Raw genomic sequence first — 12,457 nt, 5'->3', positions numbered from 1 at the left:
TCCTTGCCCCGTCGCGGGGGCTGGAAACGCCTCCTCACCGCACGATCATCGCATCCGAAAAGCCCGCCCGCCGCGCCGCCGCCAGCGCCGATTGCGCATCCTCGGCCGAGGCGAAGGGCCCGGCATAGATCACCTGCAGGCTGCCGCCCTTGGCGCTGCCGCGCGCCACCGGCAGGCCGAGCGCGCGAAGCCGCCCCGCCGCGCCATCGGCATTCGAGGCGACGCCGAAGGTGCCGACCTGCACCATCAGCCGCTGCGCCGTGCCCGAGGGCGTCTCCTTACCTGTCACGGCCTTGCCCGCCGCCTTGCCTGCCGCAGTCTTCGCGGGGGCCTTGGCCGCCGCCTTGGGCGGGGCGGCGACTTCGGCGGTGGGATCGCCCTTGGTCGAGAGCACCCATTGGTCGCTGCCGCCCGAGCCGCGCGCCACCTCGACCTTGCGGGCGCCGCTGGCATCGGTGACGACATAGCCGTCGCGCTCGACCGCGCTGCCATCGGCGCGGCGCACGACCACGGTCACCTTCTTGCGCGTCACCGTGCTGCCCTTGCGCAGTTCGGCGGGCGAGGTGCGGGTCCAGATCTCATCCATGGCAAGGAACCCCTCGACGGTCTGCTTGCCCCGGTTGGGGTTCAGACGGTCGTCGGACCAGGCCTGCTTGTAGCCCACGGGCGGGGCCGGATCGGGATGTTTGGCCGATTTCGTCGCGCCAGAGATCCTGCCTCCCGCCTCGGTCCCGCGCCCCCCGGCGGCGACATGCGCGCGGTAGCCCGTCGGATAGCCGTCGGTCGATCCCGCCACCATGAACGGCAGGCTGGAGCCGACGACGGAACCGTCGCCCCGGGTGCAAAGGATCTTGCTACCGCCGCCATGGACGTCGAAACGCTCCGCCACCGGCGCATCCGCCGGGCAGGCCAGCCGGAAGCCCTCACCCGAGGGCAGGGCGGCAGGTGCGGCGGCGGGCACGGGCGCGGCGGCGGGCACGGCCGGGCGCGTCACCACCACCGGCGCGGGTGGCGCCGAAGCCGCCCTCGGGGCCGGGGCGGCCGGGACCGGAGCAGCCGTGGGCGCGACGGGCGGCGGGGCGGCGACCACCGGGGCGGGCGCGGGCGCGGGTGCCGGTGTCTCCTCGGCCACCTCGACCGGGCGGCCCGAGGGCGGATAGCCGCAAAGCTGCTGGCGGTCGCGCGAGACGCGCGGCACCCATGTCACCTGGCCGCCAAGGCCCGCGCGCAGGAAGACGCAGCCCCGGCTGTCGACATATTGCTGACCGTTATAGCCCGGCGGCGGCAGTTCCGCGGGCCCGCGCAGATCGGCATGCGCGGGTAGCGCAGCAAACGCCGCCGCGACGATCGCGGCGGAAAACACTTTTCCAGACATGAACTACCCCCAAGCAGCTTGCCCGATTGTGAAGCAGGAACGCTGCCAAGTCAAAGGGGGAAACCCCGACAAAACCGGCGAAATCCGCCCGAACACCCGCTATTTCGTGCCGAACATGCGGTCACCCGCATCCCCTAGTCCCGGCACGATATAACCGTGGCCGTCCAGATGGCTGTCCAGCGCCGCCGTGACGATGGGCACGTCGGGGTGGGCCTCGCGCATCCGCGCCACGCCCTCGGGGGCGGCCAGCAGGCACAGGAAGCGGATGTTGCGTGCGCCGGCCTGTTTCAGAAGCGTCACAGCCGCCGCGCTGGAATTGCCGGTCGCCAGCATTGGATCGACCACGATCGAGATCCGCTCCTCCAGTTGATCGGGAAGTTTCGAGTAATATTGCACCGGCTGCAGCGTCTCGGGGTCGCGGTAGAGCCCGATGAAGCCGACCCGCGCCGCCGGAACCAGTTCGAGGATGCCGTCCAGCAGCCCGTTCCCCGCCCGCAGGATCGAGATCAGCGCAAGCTTCTTGCCCTCGATCGAGGGGGCGTCCATCGGCTCCAGCGGCGTCTCGATCCGCCGGGTGGTCATCGGCAGTTCGCGCGTGACCTCATAGGCCAGGAGCAGGCTGATCTCGCGCAAGAGCTTGCGAAAGCCAGCGGTCGAGGTCGCCTTGTCGCGCATGATCGTCAGCTTGTGGGCGACCAGAGGGTGGGAAACGACGGTCAGATGGTCTTGCAAGTTCAGCCCTCCAGCAGTTTCACGATCTTCGCTTTCGTATCGGCATCGCAGAAAGCCGCGTCAAGCGACTGGCGGGCGATCTTTCGAAACTGCCCCTCGTCCCAGTCGAAAGCATCGTGCAGCGCCTGGTATTCGCGCGCCATGTCGGTGTGGAAGAACGGCGGGTCGTCGGTCGAGACGGTGACCTTCACCCCCCGCCGGTCCAGTTCGGCGATGGGGTGGGCGCGGAAATCGCGGTAAAGCCCAAGCGCCACGTTCGAGCCGGGGCAGACCTCAAGCACCACGCCGCGCTCGGCCAGCTCGTCGACCAGCGCGAGATCCTCGATGGCGCGCACGCCATGGCCAAGCCGCTCGGGCGCCAGCGCGGCAAGCGTGTCGCGGATGCCGTCGGGCCCGCGCCATTCCCCGGCATGGGCGGTGATCCGCAGCCCGGCCTCGCGCGCGCAGTCGAAGGACCACAGGAAATCCTTCGGCTCGGCCACGGTCTCGGCGCCCGCGATGCCGAAGCCGGTGATCCAGTCCCCCGCCGTCTCGGCGGCGCAAAGCGCGGTGCGGCGGGCGCGCTCGGGGCCGAAATGGCGGATGCAGGTGACGATGCCGCGCAGGGTGACGCCCATGTCGCGCTCGGCCTGGTCGGCCGCCGCGCGGATCGCCGCCAGATGGTCGCGCCAGGCCCCCAGGTCGCCGCCGCCGCAGAAATCGGGCGAGAGGAAACATTCCGAATAGACCACGCCCGAGGCCGCGCTTTCCTCAAGCACCGCCAGCACCAGCCGGTGATAATCCATCGGGCTGGTGAGGACCGAGGTCGCCGCCTCGTAGACCTTCAGGAAATCGGCGAAATCGCGGAAGCGGTAGCCGCCCGAGGCATCGAAGATCCCCGAGATGTCGGTGTGCTTTTCCGCCGCCAGCCCCCGGATGAAGGCGGGCGGAGCCGCGCCTTCCAGATGCAGGTGCAATTCGACCTTCGGCAGCCCCCGGACCATGCCCGCCCCCTATCGCGTCTTCACAGAAAGCTCTGCCCGGCGCCGCGCCAGTCCAGCCCCAGATGCGCCGCGACCGAGGCGCCGACATCGGCGAAGCCGCAAAGCCCGATCCGCCGCGCGCCGACGCCCCAGCCCAGCACCGGCACCCGCTCGCGCGTGTGTTCGGTGCCGCGCCAGGTCGGATCATTGCCGTGATCGGCGGTCAGGAGCGCGAGATCGCCGGGCCGCAGCCGGTCCAGAAACCGGGGCAGCGCCGCGTCGAACCATTCCAGCGCACGGGCGTATCCCGAGACGTCGCGCGGATGGCCCCAGAGGGTGTCGAACTCGACGAAGTTCGCAAAGGTCAAGGAGCCGTCCTCGGCATCGTCGCCCAACCGGGTCAGATGTTCGAAAAGGTCAGAATCCGATCCGCCCTTCCACAGCTTTCCGATGCCCCGCATCGAGAAGATATCGCCGATCTTGCCGATGGCATGGGTCATCCTTCCCTCGGACATCGCAGCGTCCAGCAGCGTCGGCGCGGGGGGCGCGATGGCGAAATCGCGCCGGTTGGCGGTGCGGCGGAAATCGCCCGGGCCCCCGGTGAAGGGCCGCGCGATCACCCTGCCGATCTTGCGTGCATGCAGGAGCGGCGCCAGATCGGCGCAAAGCTTCAAAAGCCGCTCCAGCCCGAAGGCCTCTTCATGGGCGGCGATCTGGAACACCGAATCGGCCGAGGTATAGCAGATCGGCCAGCCGGTCCGCAGATGCGCCTCGATATGTTCGGCGATGATCGGCACGCCCGAGGCGTGGCAGTTCCCCAGGATCCCCGCCGTCCCGGCCAGACGGCAGGTCTCGGCCACGATATCCTCGGGGAAGGCGGGAATGGTGTCGGGAAAATAGCTCCAGTCCCAGGGCACCGGCACGCCCGCCAGTTCCCAATGCCCCGAGGGCGTGTCCTTGCCGCGCGAGACCTCGCAAGCCGCGCCCCACAGGCCCAGGGGGTTCGCCTCCAGCCCCGGCACCTCGGCCCCCGAGGCAAGCCGGATCGCCGCCCCGAGGCCGAGCGCGTCGAGATTGGGCAGGCGCAGCGGGCCCCGGCGCCCCTGACTGGCGCGCCCCTGGGCGCAGGCCTGGGCGATATGGGCCAGCGTGTTCGCGCCCGCATCGCCGAAATCCGCCGCATCCGGCGCGCCGCCGCAGCCGACCGAATCCATCACGATCAGGAATGCCCGCGCCATGTTCTCAGCCCACCCATCCGATGAAAAGCTCCGGCACCACCACCGGCGCGGGCCCGATGCGATAGGCCGCCGCCACCGCCCGCGCGGCGGCCGTGGCGGCAGCCTCATCCGCCGCATGGATCAACGCGAGCGGCGCGCCCGGCTCGATCCGGTCGCCGATCCGCGACAGGCCGGACAGGCCGACCGCCGGGTTCACCCGGTCGCCCTCGCGTAGCCGCCCGCCGCCCAGATGCACGACCGCCTGGCCAAGCGCCTCGGTGTCGATCCCCGCGACATGGCCCTCGGTCGTGGCCTGGACCTCAAGGACATAGGGCGCCGCGGGCAGCCGGTCGCGCCAGCGTTCGACGAAATCGACCGGCCCGCCCTGGGCGGCGACCATGCGGCCGAAACGCTCGGCCGCGCGCCCGTCCGACAGCGCGGCCCCGATCTGCGCCGCGCCTTCGCGCCGGTCGGCGGCCTGCCCGGCCCGCGCCAGCGCCTCGCCCCCCAGCCGGGCGACCAGTTCGAAAAGCTCGGGGTTGACCGGGCCGTCGGCCAGGGTCTCCATCACCTCGATCACCTCAAGCGCATTCCCCGCGGCGGGAACCAGCGGCTGTTCCATCCCCGAGATCAGGGCCGAGGCGCGGCAGCCCGCGCCGCGCGCCGTCTCGACCAGCGCCTGCGCCAGATCCCGCGCCGCCGCGGGCGTCTTCATGAAGGCGCCCGCGCCGCATTTGACGTCCAGCACCAGCACCTCAAGCCCCGCCGCCAGCTTCTTCGACAGGATCGAGGCGGTGATCAGATCGACCGATTCCACCGTGGCGGTGACGTCGCGCACCGCGTAAAGCCGCCGGTCGGCGGGCGCCATCGCGGCATCCGCCGCGACGATGGCGCAGCGCAGATCCTCGACCTGGGCGCGGAACCTCTCCTCGCCGAGTTCGGTGCCGAACCCGGGGATCGCCTCAAGCTTGTCGAGCGTGCCGCCGGTATGGCCCAGCCCCCGGCCCGAGATCATCGGCACATAGGCGCCGCAGGCCGCCAGCGCGGGCGCCAGCAGCAGCGACACGCAATCGCCGACCCCGCCGGTCGAATGCTTGTCCACCACCGGCCCGTTCAGGTCCCATTCCAGCACCCGGCCGGAATCGCGCATCGCCCGGGTCAGCGCCACGCGAAAGGTGCCGTCGTCGCCCGTCCGCCCCCGCATCAGCGCCGCCATGGCAAAGGCCCCGGCCTGCGCATCCGACACCGCGCCCGAGGCCAGCCCCCGCGCGAACCAGCCCAGTTCGGCCGCCGAGGGCCGGGCGCCGTCGCGCAGCTTCGCGATGATCGTGCGGGCGTCCATCACCCCTCGGCCACGGCAGCCATATGGGCGGCGGTGAAGACGCCGGGCAGCAGTTCGGCCACGGTCACGGTCTTTTGCAGGCCCGAGGTGGTGGCCATGGTCACCCGCACCTCGGGGCCCGCGAATTCGGCGATCTTCTGGCGGCAGCCGCCGCAGCAGGGCACCGGCTCGGGGCTGTCGGCGATCACCACGATCTCGGCGATGCGATAATCACCCGCCGCGCACATCGCGGCGATGGCGCCCGCCTCGGCGCAGGTGCCCTCAGGATAGGCCACGTTCTCGACGTTGACGCCGGTATAGACCGCGCCCGAAGCGGCCCGGATCGCCGCGCCGACCTTGAAGCGCGAATAGGGCACATAGGCGTTTTCGCGCACAAGCGTCGCGGCATCCAGCAGGCTCATCTCTTTCTCCATCGCGCTGTCCAGGCGGTGTTCGCGCCCCGCCTTCGAATGTGGCGCGAAGCCTGCCCGCCCGCAAGGGCCCCTCAGGGGCATGGATCATCCGCCGTCCCCGGGGGCCAGGAATGCGAAACGCGCGCCCCGGTCCACCGGGGCGCGCGTCGTGTCGCGGGCGGCCGATCAGAAGTGGATCGACCGGGCCGTCGCCGGTTTTTCCAACGGCGGCGCGAATTTGGTCAGGTCGATCCCCTCGACGGCGGCCTTGTATTCCTCGGCGCTCGGCGTGCGGCCGAGGATGGCGGAAAGCACCACCACCGGGGTCGAGGCCAGAAGCGATTCCCCCTTCTTCTCGGCGGTGTCCTCGACCACCCGGCCCTGGAAGAGACGGGTCGAGGTCGCAAGGACGGTGTCGCCCTTCTCGGCCTTTTCCTGGTTGCCCATGCACAGGTTGCAGCCGGGCCGCTCAAGATAAAGGATGTTCTCGTATTCGGTCCGCGCCTTGGACTTGGGCAGCAGGTCGTCGAATTCGAAGCCCGAATATTTCTGAAGGATTTCCCAGTCGCCCTCGGCCTTCAGCTCGTCGATGATGTTGTAGGTCGGCGCGGCCACGACCAGAGGCGCCTTGAACTCGACCTTGCCCTGGGCCTTCTCGACGTTCTTGAGCATCTGCGCCACGATCTTCATGTCGCCCTTGTGCACCATGCACGAGCCCACGAAGCCCAGATCCACCTTCTTGGTCCCGCCGTAATAGGAAACCGGACGGATCGTGTCATGGGTGTAGCGGCGCGAGACATCGGGGTTGTTCACATCCGGGTCGGCGATCATCGGCTCGTCGATCACGTCCAGATCCACCACGACCTCGGCGAAATATTTCGCGTTGTCGTCCGGGGTCAGCGCGGGCTTCTCGCCGGTGCGGATCTCGAAGATCCGGGCATCGGCCTTGGCGATCAGCCCCTTGAGCGTCTGCGCCGCATTGTCCATGCCCTTGTCGATCATGATCTGGATGCGGTGCTTGGCGATCTCCAGGCTTTCGATCAGCGTCTCGTCCTCCGAGATGCAGATCGAGGCCTTGGCCTTCATCTCCGCCGACCAGTCGGTGAAGGTGAAGGCCTGGTCGGCCAGAAGCGTGCCGATATGCACCTCGATGATGCGGCCCTGGAACACGTTGTCGCCATGCTGTTTCAGCATCTGCGCCTGGGTCGCGTGCACCACGTCGCGGAAATCCATCCAGGGCTTCATCTTGCCCTTGAACGTGACCTTCACCGATTGCGGGATCGGCATAGTGGCCTCACCCGTGGCCAGCGCCAGAGCGACCGTGCCGGAGTCCGCCCCGAAGGCCACGCCCTTGGACATGCGGGTGTGGCTGTCGCCGCCGATGATGATCGCCCAGTCGTCCACGGTGATGTCGTTCAAGACCTTGTGGATCACATCCGTCATCGAATGATAGACGCCCTTCGGGTCGCGCGCGGTGATCACCCCGAAATTGTTCATGAACGACATGAGCTTGGGGATATTCGCCTGTGCCTTCTTGTCCCAGACCGAAGCCGTGTGACAGCCCGATTGATAGGCCCCGTCCACGGTGGGCGAGATGACGGTGGCCGCCATCGCCTCCAGTTCCTGCGCGGTCATCAGCCCGGTGGTGTCCTGGCTGCCGACGATATTGACCCGCACCCGCACATCCGATCCGGCATGCAGGATCTTGCCCGGCGTCACACCCACGGCATTGCGGTTGAAGATCTTCTCGACCGCGGTCAAGCCCTGGCCCTCGACCGAGATCTCCTTGTTCGGCGCGAAGACCGCGGGAGCCTCGACGCCCAGGGTCTGCGCCGCGAAGGTCTGCAGCTTCTTGCCGAAGACGATGGCGTAGGAGCTGCCCGCCTTCATGAACTCCACCTTCTGCGGCGTGAAAGCGGCGGCCACGTCGACCAGTTCCTTGCCGGTCTCGTCGCAGAGCTTCTTCGCCTTGGTGTCGATGGTCAGGACGGTGCCGGTCTCGACCGAATATTTCTGCTCGAGGACCGGGTTGCCGTCGTTGTTGAGGACCGGATTGCCGACGGCATCGGTCTTCTTGACCCAGTTCTTCAGGTTGATGCCGATGCCGCCGGTCACGTCGACCGTGGTGGCGAAGATCGGCGAGATGCCGTTGGTCCCGGCCACCACGGGGGCGATATTGACGAAGGGCACATAGGGGCTGGCCTTGCGGCCGGTCCAGAGCGCGACGTTGTTCACGCCCGACATCCGCGACGACCCCACGCCCATGGTGCCCTTCTCGGCGATCATCATCACGCGCTTGTCCGGGTGCTGCTTCTGCAACGCCACGATTTCCTTCTGCGCCTCGGGCGAGATCATGCATTGGCCATGCAATTCCCGGTCCGAGCGCGAATGCGCCTGGTTCCCCGGCGACAGCAGGTCGGTCGAGATATCGCCCTCGGCCGCGACATAGGTCACGACCTTGATCTCTTCCTCGATCTCCGGAAGCTTGGTGAAGAACTCGGCCTTGGCATAGCTTTCAAGGATGTCCTTCGCCACCGGATTACCCGACTTGAAGGCCGCGGCCAGCCGGTCGGTATCGGCCTCGTAGAGGAAGACCTGGGTCTTGAGCACCTCGCCCGCCTGGACGGCGATCCCGGCATCCTGGCCAAGCGCAAGATCCAGCAGCACCTCGACCGATGGCCCCCCCTTCATATGCAACAGCAGCTCAAGCGCGAAGGCCGGGGTGATTTCGGGCACGGAGACCTGGCCCAGGATGATCCGCTTCAGAAAGGCCGCCTTGACGCCCGCCGCGCTGGTGGTGCCGGGCAGCGTGTTGTAGATCAGGAATTGCAGCGCATCGGCGCGATGCGCACTGTCCTTGTCCTCGATCTCGGCGATCAGCTCGGCCACCAGCGCGCCGTCGTCGATCGGCTTGGGGTGCAGGCCGCTCGCCTTGCGGGTCTCGATCTCGGTTAGGTAGTCTGCGTAAAAGCTCATGACAATCCCTGCGGTTCAAGTCTGGAACGGGCCCGGCGCCAGCCGGGGGATCTCTGCGAAGGGAATCTCCGGTGGGCGGCGGCGGGCCTATTGTATGCACAAGTATACTGTTTGCCCCGCCGGAGCAAGAGCCCCCATAACAAGCGCCCCATGCCGCGACCGCGCCGACCCATAGTCAAGCACCGGCGAACCCCCGATGCAACCGCCCCCTTCCACCCCGCCCCATTCTTCTTTGCAAAAATATCCCGGGGGTGAAGGCGCCAAAGGCGCCGGGGGGGCCCCCCCCCCCCCCCCTTCCCCCCCCCTCAGGCCGCGTCCAGCAGGCCGCGCCCCTTCAGCAGCGCCTCCACCCCCGGCATCCGGCCCCGGAACCGCAGGTAAAGCGCCTCGGCCTCCTCCGATCCCCCGGCCGACAGGATGAACCGCTCCAGCCTTTGCGCCGTCTCGGGATCGAAGGCCGATCCCGCCTCCTCGAAGGCGGCGAAGGCATCGGCATCCATCACCTCGGACCACATGTAGCTGTAATAGCCCGCGGAATAGCCGTCGCCCGAGAAGACATGGCTGAAATGCGGCGTGGCATGGCGCATGCGGATCGCGTGGGGCAGGCCCAGCCCGGCCAGGACCTCTTGCTGTTTCTGCATCGGATCGGCGGGGGCGGGGCCGCTGTGGAAGGCCAGATCCACCAGGGCCGAGGCCAGGAATTCCACCGTGGCGAAGCCCTGGTCGTAGGTGCCCGCCGCCAGAAGCCGCTCCAGCAGGTCCCTGGGCATCGCCGCACCGCTCTGCCAGTGGCGGGCGTGGCGCTCCAGCACCTCGGGCACCTCAAGCCAGTGCTCGTAAAGCTGGCTGGGCAATTCGACGAAATCGCGCGCGACGCTGGTGCCCGAGATGAAACCGTAGGTCACATCCGACAGCATCTGGTGCAGGGCATGGCCGAATTCGTGGAACAGCGTGCGCGCATCGTCATAGGACAGCAGGCAAGGCGCGCCCGCCGCGAAATTGCACACGTTCACCACGATGGGCCGCTGATCGCCCCCCAGCTTGCGCTGGCTGCGCATCGCCGAACACCAGGCGCCCGAGCGTTTGGAGCCGCGCGCGAAGTAATCGCCCAGGAAAACCGCGACATGGCCGCCCGCCCGCGTCACCTCCCAGCCCCGCACGTCCGGGTGGTAGAACGGCCCCTCGATCTCGCTAAATTCCAGCCCGAACAACCGGTTGGCACAATCGAACATCGCCGCCAGCATGGCGTCGAGCGACAGATAGGGCTTCAGCGCCGCCTCATCCAGGTCATGCTCGGCCTTGCGGCGCTTTTCCGAGTAATAGCGCCAGTCCCAGGGCTCCAGCGGGCCCGCGATGCCATCGGCATGCAGCATCGCCTCCAGCACCGCCGCATCCGCCTCGGCCCGCGCCCGCGCGGGCGCCCAGACCCGCATCAGAAGGTCGTGCACCGCCTCGGGCGTCTTGGCCATCTCCGGCTCCAGCTTGTAGCGCGCGAAATCCTCGTAGCCCAGCAGATGCGCGCGCTCTTCGCGCAGGCGAAGGATCTCGGCGGCGATGGCGCGGTTGTCGGTCGCGCCGCCATTGGCGCCACGCGCGACCCAGGCCGCATAGGCCTTTTCGCGCAGGGAACGGCGGGGCGAGAATTGCAGGAACGGCACGATCAACGAGCGGTTCAGCGTGACCAGAGGCCCCAGCCCGCGCGCCTTCCCCGCCGCCCGCGCGGTGTCGACGACGAAATCGGGCAGCCCCTCCAGATCGGCCTCGTCCAGTTCCATGAACCAGTCGCGCTCATCGGCCAGAAGGTTCTGGGAAAATTCGGTGCCCAGGGTCGCCAGCCGCGCCTTGACCTCGGTCAGCCGCTCGGCCGCGGCGCCCTCAAGCTGCGCGCCCGCGCGCAGGAACATGCGCCGGTAAAGCTCCAGCACCCGAAGCTGCTCGGGCGTCAGATCCAGCGCCTCGCGCCCCTGCCAAAGCGTTTCGATCTTGCCGAAAAGCGCCTTGTTGTTGGTGATTTCCGAGGAAAACGCGCTCATCTTCGGCGCAAGGTCGCGCATCAAGGCCTCGCGCGCCGGGTTCGAATCCGCGCCCGCCAGATTGTAGAACACCCCCGCCACCCGGTCGAGTTCGCCCTCGGACAGTTCCAGCGCCTCGATCACCTCGGCAAAGGACCGGCCCGGCCCCTCGGCGATCGCCTGGATCCGGGCGCGGGCGCGGGCGAAGGCCTCTTCGAAGGCCGGGGCGAAATCCTCGTCGCGCAGCGATGCGAAGGGCGGCAGGCCGAAGGGCGTCTCCCAGTCTTGCAGCAGAATGTTCACGGCGCTTTCCTCCGGCATTGGACTTCCACCCGGAATAAATACCCCGCAGGCGCCGCCCGCAAGGGTGCCCCCTATACCTTCGGGCGACCGCCGCCGCAGACCGGGCAATCCGGGCGCGGGCGCAGCGCCACCACCCGGCTTTCGCCGTAAAGCGAATCCTGGATCAGGAGGCGCCCGCGCAGCGTATCGCCCGCGCCGGTCAGGTGCTTGACAGCCTCCATCGCCATCATGGCGCCGATCACGCCCGGAAGGGGCGCGGCCACCCCGGCCTCGGCGCAGCTTGGCACAAGGCCGGGCGCGGGCCGGACCGGAAAGACGCATTCGTAGCAGGGCCCGCCGCGCGCCGGATCGTAAAGCGAAAGCTGCCCCTCCCACCGCGCGATGGCGCCCGCGATCAGGGGGCGGGCCAGTTCCGCGCAGACCCGGTTCACCAGATAACGGGTGTCGAAATTGTCGCTGCCGTCCAGGACCAGGTCATAGGCGCCGATCAGGGCGGCGGCATTGGCGGGCTCAAGCCGGAGCTCATGGGTCTCGACGCGGATATGGGGGTTCAGGGCCGCGATGGCCTCGGCCGAGGATGCCACCTTGCTCTGGCCGATCCGCGCCGTGGTGTGGATGATCTGGCGTTGCAGGTTCGAGGGCTCGACCCGGTCGGGATCGACCACGCCGATGGTGCCCACCCCGGCCCCGGCCAGATACATCATCACCGGCGCCCCCAGCCCGCCCGCGCCCACGACCAGCACCCGCGCCGCCTTCAGCCGCTGCTGGCCCGGCCCGCCGATCTCATGCAGCAGGATATGGCGGGCATAGCGTTCGACCTCGGCCGGCTCGAAAGTGGCGGGGCGGTCCGCCTCTGGGGCCGGAACCGCGCCCCCGTCCGGCGCCGCGCGCCGCATGGCCCTTGACCGCAGGGCCCGCAGTCCGGCGCGATAGCCAAGCGCCAGCACCGCGACCGGCCCGGCCAGCACCCAAAGCCGGAACTCGCCCCAGCCCCCGGCCACCGCCCCGCCCAGCCCGGGCGCGGTGACCAGCACCAGGACCAGCCACCAAAGCCCGAGCGCGCCCAGGGTCGCCGCCCGGGGCCAGCGCCACCAGGCCGAGGCCAGCCAGAGCACGGCGAATCCCAGGACCCCGAGCACGGCGCGC

The 12,457-nt window shown here is 68.9% G+C and carries 9 protein-coding genes; all 9 read right to left on the bottom strand.

The annotated features are described in order from the left end of the window. Positions 1–34: 34 nt before the first annotated feature. On the bottom strand, positions 35–1,375 hold the full coding sequence (locus ABNX41_RS04115; RefSeq protein WP_438668450.1) for an SPOR domain-containing protein: 1,341 nt from the start codon (positions 1,373–1,375) through the stop codon (positions 35–37). A 99-nt stretch (positions 1,376–1,474) separates the two neighbouring features. Further along, on the bottom strand, positions 1,475–2,107 hold the full coding sequence (gene upp / locus ABNX41_RS04110; RefSeq protein ID WP_438668449.1) for a uracil phosphoribosyltransferase: 633 nt from the start codon (positions 2,105–2,107) through the stop codon (positions 1,475–1,477). Between the two features lie 2 nt (positions 2,108–2,109). After that, positions 2,110–3,090 (bottom strand): adenosine deaminase, encoded by a 981-nt coding sequence (locus ABNX41_RS04105; RefSeq protein ID WP_438668448.1) that lies wholly within the window; start codon positions 3,088–3,090, stop codon positions 2,110–2,112. 20 nt (positions 3,091–3,110) lie between these two features. Further along, positions 3,111–4,307: a phosphopentomutase gene (locus tag ABNX41_RS04100; protein WP_438668447.1), complete on the bottom strand. Its 1,197-nt coding sequence runs from the start codon at positions 4,305–4,307 to the stop codon at positions 3,111–3,113. 4 nt (positions 4,308–4,311) lie between these two features. Then, positions 4,312–5,628: a thymidine phosphorylase gene (locus ABNX41_RS04095; protein ID WP_438668446.1), complete on the bottom strand. Its 1,317-nt coding sequence runs from the start codon at positions 5,626–5,628 to the stop codon at positions 4,312–4,314. Beyond that, positions 5,628–6,029, bottom strand: coding sequence for a cytidine deaminase (locus tag ABNX41_RS04090; RefSeq protein ID WP_438668445.1), 402 nt, complete (start codon positions 6,027–6,029; stop codon positions 5,628–5,630). The genes ABNX41_RS04095 and ABNX41_RS04090 overlap by 1 nt, the downstream gene beginning before the upstream one ends. 177 nt (positions 6,030–6,206) lie before the next feature. Beyond that, positions 6,207–8,996, bottom strand: coding sequence for a bifunctional aconitate hydratase 2/2-methylisocitrate dehydratase (locus tag ABNX41_RS04085; protein WP_438668444.1), 2,790 nt, complete (start codon positions 8,994–8,996; stop codon positions 6,207–6,209). Positions 8,997–9,301: 305 nt separating this feature from the next. Continuing rightward, entirely contained in the window at positions 9,302–11,311 is a 2,010-nt protein-coding gene (locus ABNX41_RS04080; protein ID WP_438668443.1) for a M3 family metallopeptidase, read from the bottom strand. 71 nt (positions 11,312–11,382) lie between these two features. Further along, on the bottom strand, positions 11,383–12,450 hold the full coding sequence (locus ABNX41_RS04075; RefSeq protein WP_438668442.1) for a HesA/MoeB/ThiF family protein: 1,068 nt from the start codon (positions 12,448–12,450) through the stop codon (positions 11,383–11,385). Between the last annotated feature and the right edge of the window lie 7 nt (positions 12,451–12,457).

This window comes from Pseudogemmobacter sonorensis (genome assembly GCF_042762395.1).
GTDB classification, from domain to species: Bacteria; Pseudomonadota; Alphaproteobacteria; order Rhodobacterales; family Rhodobacteraceae; genus Pseudogemmobacter; species Pseudogemmobacter sonorensis.
This window is presented reverse-complemented; position numbering and strand designations above follow the sequence as displayed.

What these genes read in the sequence shown, in the direction of transcription:
- ABNX41_RS04115 (WP_438668450.1), bottom strand. Translation starts at nt 1,375, where the DNA reads ATGTCTGGAAAAGTGTTTTCCGCCGCGATCGTCGCGGCGGCGTTTGCT.
- ABNX41_RS04105 (WP_438668448.1), bottom strand. Translation starts at nt 3,090, where the DNA reads ATGGTCCGGGGGCTGCCGAAGGTCGAATTGCACCTGCATCTGGAAGGC.
- ABNX41_RS04100 (WP_438668447.1), bottom strand. Translation starts at nt 4,307, where the DNA reads ATGGCGCGGGCATTCCTGATCGTGATGGATTCGGTCGGCTGCGGCGGC.
- ABNX41_RS04095 (WP_438668446.1), bottom strand. Translation starts at nt 5,628, where the DNA reads ATGGACGCCCGCACGATCATCGCGAAGCTGCGCGACGGCGCCCGGCCC.
- ABNX41_RS04090 (WP_438668445.1), bottom strand. Translation starts at nt 6,029, where the DNA reads ATGAGCCTGCTGGATGCCGCGACGCTTGTGCGCGAAAACGCCTATGTG.
- ABNX41_RS04085 (WP_438668444.1), bottom strand. Translation starts at nt 8,996, where the DNA reads ATGAGCTTTTACGCAGACTACCTAACCGAGATCGAGACCCGCAAGGCG.